The organism is Haloarchaeobius ordinarius, assembly GCF_051801355.1.
In the GTDB taxonomy this organism is placed as follows: domain Archaea; phylum Halobacteriota; class Halobacteria; order Halobacteriales; family Natrialbaceae; genus Haloarchaeobius.
The window spans coordinates 590,396-607,250 of the sequence record NZ_CP196560.1; the positions used below are offsets into that span (position 1 = coordinate 590,396).

Sequence of the window (16,855 nt, forward strand, 5' to 3'; positions counted from 1 at the left end):
ATGGTCAGAACGAGCACCCGGTGTCGGCCACCGAACGAGCGACGTCGTCGCCCGCGAACGTCTTCGTCGCGGTGAACCAGCGCTTGTAGGGGTCGTCTTGCATCTCGTCCTGCGGGAGCGCTTCGACGCTGAACGTCGGCTGGATGAGCTGGTGGTCGCCCTCGCGCCAGTACATCTTCCCGCCGCCCTTGATGTCCTTCGCGGGCGAGGAGACCTCGTGGCCCTCGAGGGCCGTCCGCATGTCTTCGGCCCCCGAAGAGTCGGCGCGGACCGCCGCACGAACCGCCTGGTCCATCGCGACGTAGCCGAGGTAGTGCCTGACGTACGGGCTGGTGTCGGAGTTCTCCGCGACCCGGGTCGCGAAGTCGTTGCTCGCGCTGTTGTCCACGCTCGGGCCCCAGACCTGACCCGCCGCGTCGAGCACGCCGGCGGCCTTCTTGTCGTCGTACACCGCGTCCTCGAGCTGGTGCATCGCGAGGACGTGGTCTTCCTGCATCCCCTTCGCGACGAGCTGGTTGGTCGCCTTGCGAAGGTCCAGTCCCGCGATGAGCATCCCGATGCCGTCTGCGTCGGCGGACTTCGCCTCGTTCAGGTACGGGGCGTAGTCGTCGTTGGGGAACGGCGTCGCCGACTTCCCGACGACGGTCTTTCCCTGCGATTCGAGGATGCGCGTGACTGCCTTCTGGGCGGTCTGGCCCCACGAGTAATCGGAGTACAGCAGGTACCAGTTGTCCGCCTGGTTCGCCATCTCCTCCCCGATGGTCGCCGCGAGCATCGAGTTCGACGTGGTCGGCCGGAACACGTACTTGCCACAGCCACTCCCCGTGAGCGCGTCACTGTGTGCCCCCGTCGGGAAGTAGACGACCTCGTTCTGCGAGGCCCACTCGCCCATCTTCAGCGCCACGCTGGAGGAGACCGCACCCATGGTGAAGTCCGCGCCGTCCTCCGTGACGAGTTTCTTCATCCGGCTGACGCCGGTGCTCGGTTCGAGTTTCGTGTCGCCGGTTTTGATCTCGACGTCGACGCCGAGTTCGTCCTTCAGGTCCTCGACCGCCAGCTTCGCGCCGTCGAGTGCCGATTCGCCGAACACGGCGAACGGCCCCGAGAGCGAGGTCGTGTAGCCGACCGTCAGCGAGTCGGTGCCGCCACCGCCACCACCCAGGCCGCCGAGACAACCCGAGAGTCCAGTGAGGCCGGCCACCCCTGCCGCGCCGAGGGTCTTCAGTGCAGTGCGTCTACTCGTTCCCGTGCCGCGATTGTTGGTGCCACCCATGACAAACCATTTCAAACCAGTTGGTATAAGCACCTATGGTAGTCCCACCCGGTTCGGGCGATGAATTTATGGCTGGGGGCTGGAATAATCGAGAACCCACAGAACGCGTGTTAGTATGCCACAAACTATCAAATTATTCCGCCATTGCATGAGACGTCGACCGACGTCGCATCCACCCGTATCAGAGTCGGGACACAGCGAGGCACCGATAACTCACCACGACGAGGGGGAGAATCGCACCGGGGGAAACCGATGCCCGAGGCGGACGCACTTTTTTACCCCCCGGTTGCGTAGCATCCCCCATGAAGTTCGTTATCGTGGGCTACGGTCGCGTCGGAACCCGAACCTGCCGCATCCTCGCGGAGGAGGGACACGAGGTAATCGTGGTCGACAACGACCACGACAAGGTCAAACGCGCACGCGAGGAGGGGTTCACGGTCGTCGAGGGCGACGGCGAAGAGGAGGACGTCCTCGAAGAGGCCGGCATCGCGGACGCCGACGCCATCGCCGCGCTCACGCCCGACCTGAACGTGAACTTCACGGCCTGCATGGTCGGCAAGCACAACGGTGCCCGGACGGTCCTGCGTATCGACGAGGACTACCGCGAAGACATCTACGAGAAGTACGCCAGCGACGTGGACGAGGTCATCTACCCCGAACGTCTCGGTGCCGCGGGTGCGAAGACCGCCATGCTCGGCGGTGACTTCAACGTCCTCGCGGACATCACCGAGAAACTCCAGTTCTCCGTCTTCGAGATTCCGGCCGACTCGCCGCTGGTCGGGAAACGCGTCGTCGAGGTCGACCTCCCCGAGAAGGCCCGCATCTACGCCCACGGCCACGCGAACGAGGCCCTGACCATCCCGATGCCGACCACGAGCATCGAAGCCGGGGACCAGCTCGCCGTCGTCGTCGAGACCGAGCGCGTCGGCGACGTGCGAGACGCGCTGGCGGCCTGAGTCGACGGGCGAACGCACTTCTCGCTGTGTCGCTTCCCGCGGAGCCGCTGCGCTGGCAGGTTCGGCGGTTCGAAAGGGGGGAGAGGAGCGTTGGGGGAGAGACAGCGGTGTGCCGGGGTGCGTGCCGAGTGAGGATGGGATCGCGAGGCCGTCGAGCAACGCACCCGGTCGGAGGCAAACGGTGAGACGGTATAAAACTACGTCAGACACCCGTCAGACCGGGGCCAGACGCGTTACAGAACGGTGCTGTTCGAGGCAGTGTGTGCCGATATCTGTGACGAACCAGGCCGCGACGTCCGGGGCGACCACGCTTTTCCCGCCCGGGTGAGTCGTGGCGACCATGCGAGGAACCGGACTGCCCCTGGTGACACCGTTTGCAGCCGACGAGACCGTCGACGAGGCCGCGCTCCGTGAACTGGTCCGGTGGGTGGAAGACGCAGGCGTCGACTTCGTCGTCCCCTGCGGGTCGAACAGCGAGGCCGCGCTGCTCGACTCCGAGGAACGAACGCGAGTGGTCGAGGTGGTCGCCGACGAGACCGACCTGCCCGTACTCGCGGGGACCGGTCACCCCGGTCTGCATCAGACCCGCGACCAGACCGCTGCGGCGGCAGCCGCGGGTGCAGACGCCGCACTCGTCGTCACGCCGTTCTACCATCACCACGACCAGGACGCGCTCGCCGCGTACTACCGGGACGTGGCGGACGAGAGCCCGATTCCGGTGTACCTGTACAGCGTCCCGAAGTACACCGACACCGCACTCGACCCGGAGACGGTCGCGGAGCTGGCGACTCACCCGAACGTCCACGGTATCAAGGACTCCAGCGGGAGCCTGGAGACGCTCCAGCGAACCGTCGCCCACACCGCCGAGGCTGACTTTTCTGTCCTCGTCGGTAGCGGGAGCATCTACGCGGCCGGGCTCGACCACGGAGCCGACGGTGGCGTACTCGCGATGGCGAACGTCGTTCCGGAACTGGCCAGCGAGGTGTACGCGCGACACCAGTCGGGCGACGACGCGGTCGCCCGCGACCTGAACCGGTCACTGGTCGACCTCAATCGCGCCGTGACGGCCCGGTTCGGCGTACCGGGGTTGAAAGCCGCGATGCGCCACCGCGGGAAACCTGTCGGGCGGACCCGCAGACCCCTCCAGCCGGTCGAAACCGACGCCGAAGACGAACTCGCGTCACTCGTCGATTCGGTCCTCGACGCCTGAGTCTGTCTCGGCCGCTGTCTCGTCTGGGATGGCCACCGCCCGGGTCGCGGTCGCCTTCGCGGTGACGACGACCGGTGTCCCGTCCTCGAGGCCCAGTCGGGCCACGCTGTCCATCGTCACGAGTGCCGAGAGTGGCCCGTCAGCACCCACGTCCACTGCGACCGTGGCGACCGCCTCCCCCGTCGCGATTTCCACGACGGTTCCCTCGAACCGATTCCGGGCGCTGGTGCCTCCCGAAGCCGGGGCGTCGGCTGGCTGATGAAGCGTCACCGCGTCCGCGCGGAGCCACACCTGTACGTCGGTCGCTTCGGGGGGAACCAGCGCCCGGACAGGCCCGACCACCGTCTCGACGGTGCCGAGTTCGCCGTCCCGGGAGACGACCCGTCCCTCGAGGACTGTCTGGTCGGCCTCCGCGACGCCCGCGAACTCGGCACTGAGTCGCTGGAACCGTGCAAGCAGGTCGCGTGCCCGTGGGGTGAGCCGACTGCCACCGCCGCCGGCACCCCCACGAGTCCGCTCGACGAGGGACCCGAAGGCGTCCTCCAGTTCCTGAAGCCGGTCGAGTGCCCGGGCGTACGAGCGACCGAGGTGGTCGGCCGCCCGGTTCAGCGAGCCGGCGTCGTCGATGGCCCACAGCAAAGTCGCGTCGTCGGCCCCGAAGGTCACGTCGTCAGAACGCAGGCCCGCCTCGAAGTCGCCCTCCATGTCCCACCGTCCGCGACCCGTCGGCAAAACCGTTATGTCACCCCCGCCGGTAGGGCGTTGTATCTATGTCGAAACAACGCTACTCGCGGCGGGGCTTCCTCGCCGGCGCGGCAGCGACAGGGACCACAGCACTGGCCGGGTGTGTCTCGTCGTTCACAGGCGGGAGCGGCGGCGACACGGCGACCATCTTCCACGCGGGCAGTCTCGCCGCACCCTTCGGTGACGCCGAGAACCCGTTCGAGGAGGAACACGATGCCGAGGTCGTCCGCGAAGCGAAGGGGTCGGTCGGCTCGACGAAGAAGATAACCGAGCAGGGCAAGTCCGCCGAGGTACTCGGCGTCTCCGACTTCCGGCTCATCCGCGACATGGTGTTGCCCGATTACGGCACCTGGTACAGCATCTTCGCGACCAACTCGATGGCCATCGCCTACACCGACGAATCCACCGGGGCCGACGAGTTCTCGACGGAGAACTGGTGGGAGGTACTGGCCCGCGACGACGTGACCTTCGCCCACAGCGACCCCGCGGTCGACCCGAACGGCTACCGCTCGCGGATGGCGATGAAACTCGGAGCCATCGAGTTCGAGGGCGAGCGCCTGTTCGACGAGAGCACCCGCGACACGCTCATCGAGAAGGCGAAGATACCCTCGGGCACGGAGACGGAACTCATCGCCCAGCTCGAATCCGGTGAACTCGACTACGCCTGGGAGTACAAGTCAGCGGGCGCGAGTCACGACGTGAACGTCATCGACCTCCAGCCGGCGGTCAATCTCGCCGTCGCCGACCAGAAACACGCCGAGCACTACGCGAAAGCGGAGGTGGAAGCCGGCGGGAACACCTACACCGGCGCACCCATCGCCTACGGCATCACCGTCCCCGGCGTGGCCGAGAACCCCGACCTCGGCGCACAGTGGGTCGAGTTCATGGCCAGCGACGAGGGCAAGGGCATCCTGACAGACAACGGCTTCTCGCCCGTTTCACCCCTGGTCATCCCCGAGAGCGCCGAAGGTGACGTGCCCGAAAACGTCATGAGCATGGCCGAGGCGAAGTCCAGCCTCGGGCCGCTCGAACTGTAGCGGGGGGTTCTTCACCCCGCACTCCCTGTTCGATGGCGATGGACGGACAGACGGCGACCGGGACGACCACCCCGAGCGGCGCGCTCGGGCGTGGCTCACTCGCCATCGCGGTCGCGACCGTGCAACTCGCCGTGTTTGCGGGCCTCATCGCGCTCGACCGGCCGACGCTGTACGTCCCATTCGCGCTGGCCAGCGCTGCGACCCTGGGATACGTCAGCGACCGCGGCTGGTTCGGACTGGCGACGGCTACCCTCGGAACGGTCCTCCTGCTGGCGCTCGCCCTCCCACTCGGCCTGTTCGTCGCCCGCCAGAAGCCGGGCCTCGTCGCCGACGCACTCACCGACCCCGCGGTCCACCAGATGCTCTACCTGACGGTGTACGCGCCACTCGTGGCCGCGGTCGCCGCGCTCCTGTTCGGCGTCCCGCTGGCGTACCTGCTGGCGCGGGGGTTCCCCGGTGACGCGGTGGTCGCAGCCCTCGTCGACCTCCCGCTCGTGGTGCCACACTCCGTCGCGGGTATCCTCATCCTGTTCGGCTTCGGTCGCCGCGGCGTCCTCCCCGGGTCCTCCGTACTCGGCACCATGGCCGGGATGGTGCTCGCGCTCTCGTTCGTCGCCGCGCCCTTCGCCGTGAACGCGGCCCGTGACGCCTTCGAAGCGGTCGACGAGCGGCTGGAGTACGCCGCCCGCAGCCACGGCGCGAACCAGACCGACACGTTCCTCCGGGTCAGTCTTCCACTGGCGAAACGCGGCATCGCCACCGGCGGCGTCCTCGCGTGGGCCCGCGGTGTGAGCGAGTTCGGCGCGGTCGCCGTCGTCGCCTACACGGTCGAGTTCTTCTACCCGCCCGCGTTCGACACAGTCCTCGGCACGCACGCCCCGGTGTACATCTTCCAGCAGTACAACCAGTCGGGACTGGACGAGTCCGGGGCGGTCGCGTTCGTCCTCCTCGTGCTCTCGCTCCTGATATTCCTGCTCGTCAGATGGCTCGGCTTCGGCCGGCTGGGTGGTGCCTCGTGAGCCTCGACGTGTCGGTCCGGGCCCGCTTCACCGCGCCCGGCGCGGACCCGTTCACCGTCGACGCCGACCTCGCCGTCGAGACGGGCGAGACGCTGGTGGTCCTCGGACCCAGCGGGAGCGGGAAGACCCTCCTGCTGGAGTGCGTCGGTGGCCACCACACCTACGAGGGGTCCGTGACGAGTCACGGCCGCGACCTCAGCGACGCCCCGCCGGAGCGGCGAGACTTCGGCTTCGTGTTCCAGGACTACGCGCTCTTCCCGCACGTGACCGCCCGCGAGAACGTCGCCTTCGGGTCGAAGTACCACGACGACACGGCCGACCCGGACACCATGCTGGCCGACCTCGACGTGGGTCACCTCGCTGACCGCTATCCTGACACGCTCTCGGGCGGTGAACAACAGCGCGTCGCCCTCGCCCGCGCGCTCGCCATCGACCCCGACGTGTTGCTCCTGGACGAGCCACTGTCGGCACTCGACGCGCCGACCCGGCGCAGTCTCCGGGGCGACCTCGCGGCCGTGCTCGCGGACGTGACGGCGCTGTACGTCACCCACGACCGGACGACCGCACGGGCGCTGGCGGACCGCGTCGCCGTCATGCGCGACGGACAGGTCGTCCAGGTCGGGCGTCCGGACGAGGTGTTCGAACGGCCAGCCACCGCGTTCGTGGCCCGATTCGTCGGCGCGAACGTGCTTCCGGGGAGCCTCGTCGGGGCGACGAGTGAGTCAGTCGCGATTCGTCCCGAGCACGTTCGGCTCGGTGATGGTGAGTACTCCGGGACCGTCCAGCGGGCCGCCCGCGAAGAGGCCGCGACGCGGGTCGTCCTCGACGTCGCGGGGACGACCGTCGAGGCGCTGGTGCGGGAGGTTCCGGCGGTCGGTGAGACCGTCGCAGTCGGACTCCCGGAACAGCGCGTCACGCCACTAGACGGGTAAGGACCCCAGAACTTCGCCGACGGGTAGCGTTTTTACGCCACGTCTCCTCCACTCGTCCATGACCTGGGCCGAACTGTTCGAGCGCGCGGACGCCTACGACGTGGACGAGGAGACGGTTCGAGAGACACTCCGTCGCCATCGCGAGGACGATGCCTGAAGCGAGCACGCGCGTCGTCGCCGACGCTGACGTGCTGGCAGCCGACCTGCTCTGTGGCGGGCCGAGCCGCGAGGCACTCGACCACGTCCGCGAGCACTCCTGGATGACCCTCGTGGCGAGCGACCACCTGCTGGACGACGCGGCGGCTGTCGTCGCGGAACTGGCCGACAGCGAGTTGGCGGCGGACTGGCGCGAGCGCATCGAACAGGAAGTAGAGTCGGTCGAGCACCCGCCGAGCGACCACCCCGGACTGGCGTCTGCCTACCGTGGCGAGGCGGCCCACCTGCTCAGCTTCGACCGCAGCCTCGGCAGCGCGAAGGCTGGCGCGGGCATGAACAAGCACATGTCACTGAGCGTCCGGCCGCCGGACGCGTTCGCGCGGCTGTTCGACCCAGCAAGCCTGTACGAGGTCGTGGTCGGCGACGAGTATCCGGGACCGGACGTGGACCCGCGGGAGTGAGAACAAGAGGGCGGTTACGCCTCCAGCTGTTTCTGGAACGTCCGTGAGAGGACGACGTAGGCGAGCACCAGGTCGACCGGAACCATCGCGAGGATGAGGTAGTAGACCAGCGACCCGGCGTCGAGGAACAGCGTCGTCGACGCGAGGACCATGGCACCGCCCGCAGCGATGAACAGCGCGAGTCGCTTCGGACCGAAGCGGTCGACGAGTGGGTTCTCGGACATGTTTTCACGCCCTACACACGAACACATAACCGTTCGGATTCCGGGGCCGGCGGAACGTTCAGCGGTCGCTATTGACCCGCCGGGCGACCCGCCGGAGGATGGGTCTCGGCGTTACACGAGCGAGCACCGTGAGCAGCTTCATCGGGAGTCCCGGGATGACGACGGGCTTGCCAGTCATCAGGCCCTTGTAGCCCGCGTTGGCCACGTCTTCGACCGGCTGCATGTACGCCGACCCGACCGCCGAGTCCTGCATTCCAGCGCGCTCCTGGAACTCAGTGTCGACCGGCCCCGGGCAGAGTACGGTCGCGCTCACCCCGGTCCCGCGCAACTCCTCGGCGATGGCTTCGGTGAAGGAGTTGACGTACGCCTTGCTGGCGTAGTAGCCGGCCATGAACGGCCCGGGCTGGAACCCGGCGACCGAGCCGACGTTGAGAATCTTTCCTGCATCTCGCCCGGTGAAGTCGTCGAGGAAGAGCCGGGTGAGCGTGACGAGCGTGGTGACGTTGAGCCGCAGCTGGGTGTGCTCGCGGTCGAGGTCCGATTCCGAGAACGGGCCGTAGGTGCCGATACCGACGTTGTTGACGAGGATGCCCACGTCGAGGCCGCGCTCGTGGACCTCGTCGTACAGTTCCTGCGGGGCCGCCTCGTCGTCGAGGTCTTTCGGGATACTCGTCGCGTCGATGCCGTGGCGGGATTCCAGTTCGTCGGCGACGGCGGCGAGTTCGTCCTCGCGGCGGGCGACGAGGACGAGGTCGTGGCCGTGGCGAGCGAACTGGCGGGCGAGCTCGCGGCCGATGCCGGACGAAGCACCGGTGACGAGTGCGGTGTCGCGGTTCATACCGGGACGGGCGGGCCGGTATCAGAAACCGGTTCGGGTTCCGGCTGGCGATTGAGCCGTCACTGGCGGGTTCGAGAGAATGGCGGACAGGCGGCGCGTGTGTGTCGCCCGACGGTGCGCCACGCACCAGTCTTGGCCGCCGGGCGGCGAGAGTCAGGTCACGCCCCATCTGGTCCCGGCTTTCGATAAAAACGTTAGCGCGGGCCCTTACGTTCGGCCGGCTCCGCGGCGAGCCAGTCCGCGAACTTCGCGAGGGCGCGGCCGCGGTGGCTGATGGCGTTCTTCTCTTCCGTACTCATCTCGGCCATCGTCTTCCCGTCGTGCTCGAAGATGGGGTCGTAGCCGAATCCACCCTCGCCCCGCGGGGCGACGATACGGCCCGGAACCGCGCCCTCGAACGTCGTCGTCTCCTCGCCGTCGTAGTACGCGAGGACGGTCCGGAAGTACGCGCGGTCGTTGTCCTGCAGTTCCGTGAGTTCGTACACCCGCTCGACGCCGACGGTGTCCTCGACGTACGAGGAGTACGGGCCCGGGAAGCCGTCGAACCCATCGAGGAACAGGCCGGCGTCGTCGACCAGCACGGGCTCGTCGCTGTCGAGTTGCTCGTAGGCTTCGCGGGCCCCGTGGGCCGCGATGTCTGCGAGGTCGTCGCTCTGTATCTCGAGGTAGTCGTAGTTCACCTGTTCGACCTCGGCGGCGCCGAGGTACTCGCGTGCTTCTCGCACCTTCCCCTCGTTGCTCGTCACGAAGCGAATCGTCATGTGCGAGTGGCGGCGGGCGGCGGGCAAAGAGGCGTCGGTTGCAGTTGGGGAGTTCAGCAATCGAGGTCGCCGAGCAGCGTCGACTCGGCCTTCCGGAGGTGTTCGGCCGCGGTCCCGGTCGCACAGTCCAGTTCGTCGGCCACGTCCGCGACCGACGCCTCGCGGGGCACGTCGTAGTAGCCGAGGCGCTGCCCGGCCCGAACCGCCTCGCGCTGGCGGTCAGTGAGCGAGACGCCCGCGGCAGTGGGGTCGGCGTCGTAACTGCCGAGGCGGTCGACCGACACGTCGACGCCGTCGGGCGTCGCGGCCAGGGCAGCCTGCAGGGCCTCGGGTTCGCCGAGGACGCCGAAGGAGACGGACCGGTCGGTGTTGTACGAGAGCGGTGGAACCGCCACGAGGCTCAGCCGTGAGAACGCTGTGAGCATCTGTTGGCCCATCTCATCGGGTTCGTCGAGGACGTACACGTAGAAGCGGTCCCCGTCGAGCGGGGCGACCTCGTGTGACCGCACCGAGTCCACCTCCGCGAGCCGTCGCTCGTACGCCTCGCGGTCGCCCCGGACGTGGAACAGGAGCGTGTTCGCTTCCTCGTTCGCAAAGCTCCAGTGGACGAGTCGGTAGTCGCTGTACCCGCCGTGCTCGCTGACGAACGCGTGCATCGGGTGAATCGTCTCGTCCGAGTGCCGGAGTGTGACGTGGAGGTACTTCACGTTCGTGTCAGTTCGCGGCTATTACTTAAATCACCTAGTGAGTGCCACAGAAACGTTGAGACGATTCGCGAGAACCGTTCGAACGCATGCGACCGACGACCTCGCCGTCCACTGGGGGTGGGCGACCGTGAGCCAGCAGGAACTGACAGGGCGACCGACAACCGCTACCGACGCCATCGACGACCTGGTCGGCGAGTACGTCCTCGACCGCGAGGCGCACCTGAACGCGCCGGCCATCGTCATCCGGCCCGACGAAGTGCAGGCCGTCCTCTCGACCCTCCGCGAGGAGGCCGGCTACGACCACTGCTCGTGCGTGACCGCCCAGCAGTACGCCGACCGCTACGAGACCATCTACCACCTCAAGAAGTACGCCGACCCGACCGACGAACTGAGCGTGGTCGTCCCGACGAGTTCTCGGGAGCCGCGGAGCGAAACCGCCGCACCCGTCTACGAGACGGCGAACTGGCACGAGCGCGAGGCGTACGACCTCGTCGGTATCGAGTACGAAGACCATCCGGACCTTCGGCGCATCCTGCTGCCGCGGACCTGGCAGGGCCACCCGCTCTCTGCCGACTACGACCAGAACCAGCCCCAGGTCGTCCCACTCGAGGAGCACGCGAACCCGCTCCGGGACGACCAGCGCGAGCAGGATACGATGTTCCTCAACATCGGCCCGCACCACCCGTCGACCCACGGCGTCCTCCACGTCCAGACGGTCCTCGACGGCGAGGTCGTGGTCGACGTGGACCCGGACATCGGCTTCATCCACCGCTGTGAGGAACAGATGTGCCAGCAAGGCACCTACCGCCACCAGATCATGCCCTACCCGGACCGGTGGGACTGGGCCTCCTCGGGACTCCTCAACGAGTGGGCCTACGCGAGGGCCGCCGAGGACCTCGCCGACATCGAGGTGCCGGAGTACGCACAGGTCATCCGAACGATGGGGGGCGAGCTGTGTCGTATCGCCTCACACATGCTCGCCATCGCGACCTACGCGCTGGACGTCTACGGCGAGTTCACCGCCGTCTTCCAGTACGGCATCCGCGACCGCGAGAAGATACTGAACCTGCTCGAAGACCTCACCGGCCAGCGGATGATGTTCAACTATCTCCGCCTCGGTGGCGTGGCGTGGGACCTCCCGGAACCGCGCGAGGCGTTCTTCGAGAAGGTCCGCGACGTGCTCGATACGTTCCCGACCGCCCTGGAAGAGTACCACGACCTGCTGACCAGCAACGAGATATTCCAGCTCCGCTGCGTCGACACCGGGTACCTCTCGCCCGAGGCGGCCAAACAGCACGGCTGTACCGGCCCGGTCGCCCGTGGCTCCGGCATCGACTACGACCTGCGGCGGGACGACCCCTACGGCTACTACGACGAACTCGACTGGGAGGTCGCCACACAACCCGAAGGCGACAACTTCGCTCGCGTGCTCGTCCGGATGCGCGAGGTCGAGGAGTCCGCGAAGATGATCGAACAGTGTGTCGACGTCCTCGAAGAGTGGCCCGAAGACGACCGGACCATCCAGTCCAACGTCCCGCGTACCCTGAAACCCGCTGACGATACCGAGACCTATCGCGCCGTCGAAGGCGCGAAGGGCGAACTCGGCATCTACATCCGCGCCGACGGCACCGACCAGCCAGCGCGGTTCAAGATTCGCAGCCCGTGCTTCTCGAACCTCTCGGCCCTCCCCACCATCGCCGAAGGTGAGTACGTCCCCGACCTGGTCGCGTCGCTGGGAAGTCTCGATACGATAATGGGAGAAGTGGACCGCTGACCGCCAGAACGTCCGGGTTCAGTCTTCGACGACGACTTCGACGGGTTCGTCCTCTGCCTCGGTCGCGCTCTTCTTGCTCCCGCGCTCCATCCAGAGCATCCCGCCCGCGACGGCGAGGACGACCCACGAGCGCCAGTTCGCGAGGTTCAACGTGTACCCGATACCGAACGGCTTCTCGACGAGCATCCCTTTGCCCGGTTTCCAGTACGACGAGAGCATTCGACTCAGGCTGGGGCGTTCGAAGTTGTACGGAACTCCAAGTATCTCACCGGAACTCGGCTTGTCTGCCATACTGAATTTTACGTCCGTTGTAGGTAAAAACGTACCTCCTCTCACCCAGGTAACAGGACGTTGACGGCCGCGACGAGGACACCCGCGAGCGCCATCCGGACCCCGGTGACCGTCCAGTTCAACTCGGCGATGGAGCCCATGTACGCCCCGAACACGAAGAGGAGCCCGACGCCGACGCCCACGGACAGGAGCGTCGCCTGCAGGAGCGACACTAGCCACCCCTCCAGCAGGAACGGGACCAGCGGCAAGAGCGTCCCGAGCAGCGGGCCGAGGCCGCTGGCGAGGGCGTTCACCACCCGTCCCGCACGGTCCTCACGCTGGATGTGCGTATCCTCCAGGTCCCGGAGCATCGCCTGTTCGAGCTCGCGGCGCTGACTGATCTTCTCGGCGCGCTCTATCTCCCAGACGCTCCACACACCCGACGTACACAGGCCGACCGCCCCGCCGACACCAACCAGCACCACGGTCCGGCCGTCGGGCACACCCGAGAGGTACGCGCCAGTCGCGACGCCGATGCTGGTGAGCGTTCCGTCGAACCCGTTCGAGACGAAGTAGCGCCGTGAGATGGACCTGACCGCGGGCTTGCGGAGCGCGGCCTGGAAGGCGTCGAGCCGTCCCATCTCAGTCCTGTGGCGTCTCGCCCTGTTCGACGACCCGTTCGCCACAGACGACCTCGTCGATGGAGTGGACCGACCCACCGAGGTCTTCGACACGGTCGCGAACCGTCTCGAAGGAGACGTCGGGGCCCTCGATGGTGACCTTCACCGTCTCGACCTGCCGGTCGGTCTCGATGAGCACGACGTTGACACCGTCGACCCCGTCGAGGCCGGCCACGCCCTTCGCGTACCTGACCGGGGTCGGCTCGTGTGGCTTCAGTACGTCCAGGACGAGTCGACGTATCGCGGACATTCCCATGCGGGGCTTCGACGGGCAGGCCCTTGAGTGCGACCCCGGTGGACCGCTCTCTCGCTACGACTGGTACCGCCCGCGCCCCTCGACAGCGGCCAGCCGTCCAAGTACCTCGTCCGCCTGCTCGCTCGCGTCGCGGTACGCGCCACGGAACGCCTCACGAAGCAGGTCCGGGTCGTCGGCCGTCCCGACGAGGCTCTGGTCGAAGACGTGCAGGTCCATCGCGTAGTTCTCGACGTGGTCGGTGTGGTAGCCCAGGCCGAAGTCGATGAGGAACGTTCTATCACCGACCCGGACGTTCCGCGTGGTCGGGTCGCCGTGGACGAACCCGGCGTCGTGAATCGCGGCGAGGTGACGGCCCACGTCGCGGACACCTGCCTCGGTTGGGTCCTCGCGCAGGTCGCTCGCGCCGACGTACTCGAACACGATGGTCGACTCTGCCGGGTCGAGGTCACGGACGACCGGCGTCGGGACGCCCACGCGACGGGCCTGGCTGGTGAGTCTGGCTTCGAGGACGGTCCGGTCGCGCCGCAACGTCTCGTCGAGTTCGACGTGCCGGTAGCGTTTGGGCACGCGCCGCTTGACCACGCGGTCGTCAGCGAACTCGACGACGGCCTCGGCGCCCCGCACCGTCACACCCGCCTCGGGGCTGACGTGGACGTCCTCGTCCACACCACGCCACGTCACGGGTACCTCGTCGGGCCGGAAGTTCGGGTCGACCGCCGAGTCGTCGATGGCGAGCGTATCGCCGGCCGCGGCCATCTTCGCGCCCAGCACCGCAATCATCCCCGCGTTGTCCCGCAGGAACCGCGGCTCCGGCGCGTAGAAGTCGGCTCCGCGTTCCTCACACATCGTCTCCAGCATCTCGCGCAGTCGGGCGTTCTGTCCCACCCCACCGCCGAGGACGAGTTCGTCGCTCCCGGTGAGCGAGAGGGCACGCTCGGACACCTCGGTCAGCATCCCGAAGATGTGCTCTTGCAGCGAGAAACAGACGTCCTCGACGGGTACACCGTCGGACGAGTCCGACGAGCCGCCACTCGCTTCGCTCGCGGCGACCCCGTCGTCGTACGCCTGTTTGGCCGCGCTCATGATGCCCGAAAAGGAGAAGTCCATCCCCTTGACGACGTACGGCAGGTCACAGAACTCGCCGTCTTTCGCGTGCTGTTCGACCTTCGGGCCACCAGGGTGGGACCAGCCGACGTGACGGGTGAACTTGTCGATGGCGTTGCCGACGCCGGTGTCCATCGTCTCACCCAGCACGCGGTATCGGCCGTTGCGATACCCGAGCAGGTGGGCGTTCGCGCCGCTCGCGTTCAGGCACACCGGCGACTCGAAGCCGGACTGGTGGCGGCCGATTTCGAGGTGGGCCACCATGTGATTGACGCCGACGAGCGGCACGTCGAGGGTCTGCGCGAGCGCCCGCGCGGCGGTCCCCACGGTGCGGAGACACGGGCCGAGGCCGGGACCGCGAGAGAACGCGACCGCGTCGACGTCCCCGTCGGCTCGCTCCAGCACTGTCGCGACAACCTCGGGGATAGCCTCGTGCATGTGCTCGGCGGCCTCGCGCGGGTGAATGCCGCCGCTTTCGGGCTCGTAGGCGTCTGATTCGATAAAAATCGCGTCCGCGTCCTCAGCGGCCCCGGTATCGTACAGCGCGGCGCTCGCACACCACGCCGTGCCCTCGATACCGAGGACTCGCATCTATTCCCACTCGGTGTACGAGCACTTCCCGCAGTGCTTGCGGTCGCCGTAGTCGCCGAGGAACGTGTCGCCACAGCGCGGGCACTGTTCTTTCGTCGGGTTCCCGTCCTCGTCGTAGTATTCGTAGCGCGCCATGATTTAGGCCTCCTCGCCCTCTTCGGCGCCAGTGATCTTGTTTCGCTCGAGCATGTGCTCCTGCTCGACCTCCTGTGCACGCTCGGCGGAATCGTAGACCTTCGCGTAGCCGACGGTCTTGCGCATGCCGAACTTGGTGTCGAGCTTGCGCACGACGACCTCGTCTGCGTCCTTGTTCAGCTTGGCCGCGAGGGAGTCGCGGACGGAGAGGCGCGAGGGGGTCGCTTCCTCGTGGACCATCTCGAACGTGACGTCCGTACGGTGCAACATGGGGTTCTCTTCCTCAGAGATGATTTCGATGTCCATGATATCCAGTTACCAGTAACTTCCCCTCGTAGCGGGTAAAAGGATTTCGAAGTGAAGGGTCTCGTGTCCGGTTTCGAGACCGAGGCGGCGAACGACGCCGGTCGTCAGAACAGGGCCCAGAATCGGTCGTGGTCGCCGTCCATCCGCTCGACCAGCTCCCGAATGTCGGCCTGGATGGACTCGGTGACGTGCACGTGGACCATCCCCTCGTCGGGCTGGCCGTACACGACGCTCGCCCCGACGGGTGCCGCGAGGATGGCGGGCAGGGTGGCGAGGTCCTCCTCGCCATCGACCAACACGGTCGTCGGCTCGTCGGCCGCCAGCCCGTCCCGGACGGCCACGACGAGGGCCTCGGTCAGCACACCCGCCGGATTCGAGACGGTCACGTCCGGGTCGACGACGGTCTCGTGGACCTCGTCGTCCACGCGGTCGCGCTTCGTTCGCTCGTCGACGAGCGCCACGTCCGGTCGGCGACCCGCCTTCAGGAAGTGGTAGGTGACGATGTCGCCGACGGCCACGAGTGGGCCGTCGACGTCCTGTAGAAGAATCTCCGCGTCCGTCTCGACCGGCCCCAGCGGGTCCTTGAACGCACTCCGAAGCTCGCGGGGCAGTCTGAGCACGACGTCGAGGTCGTTCTCGTCGGTTGGCACGTTATCTGACTTTCAGGGCGTACTTGCCCGGTTCGGTGACTTCCATCTCGCGGGCGATTTCGCTCTCTTCCGGATGAGCGATGATGACGTACCCCGCCCAGTCCTCGGTCAGGGAGGTCGACCCACACCCCTGGCACGAATCCAGGTCCGGTTCGTTCACCCGATGACAGTCCCGACAGACGACTCGGTTCTTCGCCATCTAATCACCCGCCTGCGCTTCGCGACTGTTTCGTTCGTCCTCGAGCCAGCCGTGCTTGCCGAGGCCGGGCTGTTTCGCCGTCAACCCGATCTTCGAGTCCCGCGGATTGCGCTCGTCGATGCTCTTGGTGACGATGCGCGTGCGGACGGCGTCGTCGACACCGAGCGTGCGGTTGGACTCGTTCGAGGCGAGTTGCTGGTTCTCCGGGTCGAACGCGAGGTACTCGTCGGATATCTGGGAGACGTGGAGCAGCCCGTCGACCGGCCCGATGCCGACGAAGGCACCGAACTCGACGACCTCGACGACCGTCCCGTCGACGACCTCCTGCATCTGCGGGTCGAACGTGACGGCGTCGAAGTCCGCCTCGTAGTAGACACCCGGCCGGTTCGGGAGGACCGCACCGTCACCGATGTCGTGGACCTTCGTGACGGAGACGACGCTTCCGACGTCCTCGTCCATCCGACCTTCGAGTTTGTCCTGCAGCAGTTTCTTCACGAGTTCGGGGGAGACGTCCCCGAGTTCCTCCGGCGGCACCTCGACCGTGTCCTTGAGCCTGACGCGCTTGTACATCT

General features: G+C 67.2%; 22 protein-coding genes. 7 read left to right on the forward strand and 15 right to left on the reverse strand.

Annotated elements, in window-relative coordinates:
• Positions 1–4: 4 nt before the first annotated feature.
• On the reverse strand, positions 5–1,273 hold the full coding sequence (locus ACSC1R_RS03110) for an ABC transporter substrate-binding protein (protein WP_439027611.1): 1,269 nt from the start codon (positions 1,271–1,273) through the stop codon (positions 5–7).
• Between the two features lie 302 nt (positions 1,274–1,575).
• Between ACSC1R_RS03110 and ACSC1R_RS03115 the strand changes: the two genes are divergently transcribed.
• Together ACSC1R_RS03115 and ACSC1R_RS03120 are read left to right on the forward strand one after the other, a co-directional pair.
• A complete protein-coding gene (locus tag ACSC1R_RS03115) occupies positions 1,576–2,229 on the forward strand; it encodes a potassium channel family protein (RefSeq protein ID WP_439027612.1) in 654 nt (217 codons plus the stop codon).
• 340 nt (positions 2,230–2,569) lie between these two features.
• A complete protein-coding gene (locus ACSC1R_RS03120) occupies positions 2,570–3,439 on the forward strand; it encodes a dihydrodipicolinate synthase family protein (protein WP_439027613.1) in 870 nt (289 codons plus the stop codon).
• Here ACSC1R_RS03120 and ACSC1R_RS03125 read toward each other — a convergent pair.
• A complete protein-coding gene (locus tag ACSC1R_RS03125; RefSeq protein WP_439027614.1) occupies positions 3,410–4,144 on the reverse strand; it encodes a TOBE domain-containing protein in 735 nt (244 codons plus the stop codon). The genes ACSC1R_RS03120 and ACSC1R_RS03125 overlap by 30 nt on opposite strands.
• A 65-nt stretch (positions 4,145–4,209) precedes the next feature.
• Between ACSC1R_RS03125 and ACSC1R_RS03130 the strand changes: the two genes are divergently transcribed.
• The 4 genes from ACSC1R_RS03130 (at position 4,210) to ACSC1R_RS03145 (ending at position 7,788) form a co-directional block, all read left to right on the forward strand.
• The gene (locus ACSC1R_RS03130) at positions 4,210–5,220 is read left to right on the forward strand and encodes an extracellular solute-binding protein (RefSeq protein ID WP_439027615.1); all 1,011 of its coding nucleotides are present in this window, start codon (positions 4,210–4,212) and stop codon (positions 5,218–5,220) included.
• Between the two features lie 38 nt (positions 5,221–5,258).
• On the forward strand, positions 5,259–6,239 hold the full coding sequence (locus tag ACSC1R_RS03135; RefSeq protein ID WP_439027616.1) for an ABC transporter permease: 981 nt from the start codon (positions 5,259–5,261) through the stop codon (positions 6,237–6,239).
• Complete coding sequence (locus ACSC1R_RS03140) at positions 6,236–7,171, forward strand: ABC transporter ATP-binding protein (protein ID WP_439027617.1); 936 nt, start codon at positions 6,236–6,238, stop codon at positions 7,169–7,171. Before ACSC1R_RS03135 ends, ACSC1R_RS03140 begins: the two co-directional genes overlap by 4 nt.
• 149 nt (positions 7,172–7,320) lie before the next feature.
• A complete protein-coding gene (locus tag ACSC1R_RS03145; RefSeq protein ID WP_439027618.1) occupies positions 7,321–7,788 on the forward strand; it encodes a DUF7384 family protein in 468 nt (155 codons plus the stop codon).
• Between the two features lie 14 nt (positions 7,789–7,802).
• On the opposite strand, the gene ACSC1R_RS03150 is transcribed toward ACSC1R_RS03145, so the two are convergent.
• From ACSC1R_RS03150 to ACSC1R_RS03165, 4 genes are all read right to left on the reverse strand, one after another.
• Entirely contained in the window at positions 7,803–8,012 is a 210-nt protein-coding gene (locus ACSC1R_RS03150) for a hypothetical protein (RefSeq protein WP_439027619.1), read from the reverse strand.
• 58 nt (positions 8,013–8,070) lie between these two features.
• Complete coding sequence (locus ACSC1R_RS03155) at positions 8,071–8,850, reverse strand: SDR family NAD(P)-dependent oxidoreductase (RefSeq protein ID WP_439027620.1); 780 nt, start codon at positions 8,848–8,850, stop codon at positions 8,071–8,073.
• Positions 8,851–9,044: 194 nt separating this feature from the next.
• Positions 9,045–9,611, reverse strand: coding sequence for an XTP/dITP diphosphatase (locus ACSC1R_RS03160; RefSeq protein WP_439027621.1), 567 nt, complete (start codon positions 9,609–9,611; stop codon positions 9,045–9,047).
• Between the two features lie 53 nt (positions 9,612–9,664).
• Positions 9,665–10,318, reverse strand: coding sequence for a helix-turn-helix domain-containing protein (locus ACSC1R_RS03165; RefSeq protein WP_439027622.1), 654 nt, complete (start codon positions 10,316–10,318; stop codon positions 9,665–9,667).
• Between the two features lie 175 nt (positions 10,319–10,493).
• Here ACSC1R_RS03165 and ACSC1R_RS03170 point away from each other — a divergent pair, with 175 nt between their 5' ends.
• Positions 10,494–12,092, forward strand: coding sequence for an NADH-quinone oxidoreductase subunit D (locus tag ACSC1R_RS03170; protein WP_439028752.1), 1,599 nt, complete (start codon positions 10,494–10,496; stop codon positions 12,090–12,092).
• A gap of 18 nt (positions 12,093–12,110) precedes the next feature.
• Here the strand turns inward: ACSC1R_RS03170 and ACSC1R_RS03175 are convergent, their stop codons facing one another.
• The 9 genes from ACSC1R_RS03175 to ACSC1R_RS03215 form a co-directional block, all read right to left on the reverse strand.
• Entirely contained in the window at positions 12,111–12,383 is a 273-nt protein-coding gene (locus ACSC1R_RS03175; protein ID WP_439027623.1) for a DUF5808 domain-containing protein, read from the reverse strand.
• A 41-nt stretch (positions 12,384–12,424) separates the two neighbouring features.
• Positions 12,425–13,003, reverse strand: a complete 579-nt coding sequence (locus ACSC1R_RS03180) for a VIT1/CCC1 transporter family protein (RefSeq protein WP_439027624.1) — start codon at positions 13,001–13,003, stop codon at positions 12,425–12,427.
• 1 nt (position 13,004) lies between these two features.
• Entirely contained in the window at positions 13,005–13,292 is a 288-nt protein-coding gene (locus ACSC1R_RS03185; protein WP_439027625.1) for a DUF211 domain-containing protein, read from the reverse strand.
• A 60-nt stretch (positions 13,293–13,352) separates the two neighbouring features.
• Positions 13,353–14,993 (reverse strand): bifunctional N(6)-L-threonylcarbamoyladenine synthase/serine/threonine protein kinase, encoded by a 1,641-nt coding sequence (locus tag ACSC1R_RS03190; protein WP_439027626.1) that lies wholly within the window; start codon positions 14,991–14,993, stop codon positions 13,353–13,355.
• Positions 14,994–15,128, reverse strand: coding sequence for a 30S ribosomal protein S27ae (locus ACSC1R_RS03195; RefSeq protein WP_261648580.1), 135 nt, complete (start codon positions 15,126–15,128; stop codon positions 14,994–14,996). It abuts the gene before it with no gap.
• Between the two features lie 3 nt (positions 15,129–15,131).
• Entirely contained in the window at positions 15,132–15,434 is a 303-nt protein-coding gene (locus tag ACSC1R_RS03200) for a 30S ribosomal protein S24e (protein WP_439027627.1), read from the reverse strand.
• A 104-nt stretch (positions 15,435–15,538) separates the two neighbouring features.
• Positions 15,539–16,084 (reverse strand): GTP-dependent dephospho-CoA kinase family protein, encoded by a 546-nt coding sequence (locus tag ACSC1R_RS03205; protein WP_439027628.1) that lies wholly within the window; start codon positions 16,082–16,084, stop codon positions 15,539–15,541.
• 1 nt (position 16,085) lies between these two features.
• Complete coding sequence (gene spt4 / locus ACSC1R_RS03210) at positions 16,086–16,283, reverse strand: transcription elongation factor subunit Spt4 (protein ID WP_439027629.1); 198 nt, start codon at positions 16,281–16,283, stop codon at positions 16,086–16,088.
• Positions 16,284–16,853 carry a DNA-directed RNA polymerase gene (locus ACSC1R_RS03215; RefSeq protein ID WP_439027630.1) on the reverse strand — a complete coding sequence of 190 codons (570 nt, stop codon included), beginning with the start codon at positions 16,851–16,853 and terminating at the stop codon, positions 16,284–16,286. It abuts the gene before it with no gap.
• Between the last annotated feature and the right edge of the window lie 2 nt (positions 16,854–16,855).

Coding starts and splice junctions, on each gene's coding strand:
- ACSC1R_RS03110 (WP_439027611.1), bottom strand. CDS start 1,273: ATGGGTGGCACCAACAATCGCGGCACGGGAACGAGTAGACGCACTGCA.
- ACSC1R_RS03115 (WP_439027612.1), top strand. CDS start 1,576: ATGAAGTTCGTTATCGTGGGCTACGGTCGCGTCGGAACCCGAACCTGC.
- ACSC1R_RS03120 (WP_439027613.1), top strand. CDS start 2,570: ATGCGAGGAACCGGACTGCCCCTGGTGACACCGTTTGCAGCCGACGAG.
- ACSC1R_RS03125 (WP_439027614.1), bottom strand. CDS start 4,144: ATGGAGGGCGACTTCGAGGCGGGCCTGCGTTCTGACGACGTGACCTTC.
- ACSC1R_RS03130 (WP_439027615.1), top strand. CDS start 4,210: ATGTCGAAACAACGCTACTCGCGGCGGGGCTTCCTCGCCGGCGCGGCA.
- ACSC1R_RS03135 (WP_439027616.1), top strand. CDS start 5,259: ATGGACGGACAGACGGCGACCGGGACGACCACCCCGAGCGGCGCGCTC.
- ACSC1R_RS03145 (WP_439027618.1), top strand. CDS start 7,321: ATGCCTGAAGCGAGCACGCGCGTCGTCGCCGACGCTGACGTGCTGGCA.
- ACSC1R_RS03150 (WP_439027619.1), bottom strand. CDS start 8,012: ATGTCCGAGAACCCACTCGTCGACCGCTTCGGTCCGAAGCGACTCGCG.
- ACSC1R_RS03155 (WP_439027620.1), bottom strand. CDS start 8,850: ATGAACCGCGACACCGCACTCGTCACCGGTGCTTCGTCCGGCATCGGC.
- ACSC1R_RS03160 (WP_439027621.1), bottom strand. CDS start 9,611: ATGACGATTCGCTTCGTGACGAGCAACGAGGGGAAGGTGCGAGAAGCA.
- ACSC1R_RS03175 (WP_439027623.1), bottom strand. CDS start 12,383: ATGGCAGACAAGCCGAGTTCCGGTGAGATACTTGGAGTTCCGTACAAC.
- ACSC1R_RS03180 (WP_439027624.1), bottom strand. CDS start 13,003: ATGGGACGGCTCGACGCCTTCCAGGCCGCGCTCCGCAAGCCCGCGGTC.
- ACSC1R_RS03185 (WP_439027625.1), bottom strand. CDS start 13,292: ATGTCCGCGATACGTCGACTCGTCCTGGACGTACTGAAGCCACACGAG.
- ACSC1R_RS03190 (WP_439027626.1), bottom strand. CDS start 14,993: ATGCGAGTCCTCGGTATCGAGGGCACGGCGTGGTGTGCGAGCGCCGCG.
- ACSC1R_RS03195 (WP_261648580.1), bottom strand. CDS start 15,128: ATGGCGCGCTACGAATACTACGACGAGGACGGGAACCCGACGAAAGAA.
- ACSC1R_RS03200 (WP_439027627.1), bottom strand. CDS start 15,434: ATGGACATCGAAATCATCTCTGAGGAAGAGAACCCCATGTTGCACCGT.
- spt4 (WP_439027629.1), bottom strand. CDS start 16,283: ATGGCGAAGAACCGAGTCGTCTGTCGGGACTGTCATCGGGTGAACGAA.
- ACSC1R_RS03215 (WP_439027630.1), bottom strand. CDS start 16,853: ATGTACAAGCGCGTCAGGCTCAAGGACACGGTCGAGGTGCCGCCGGAG.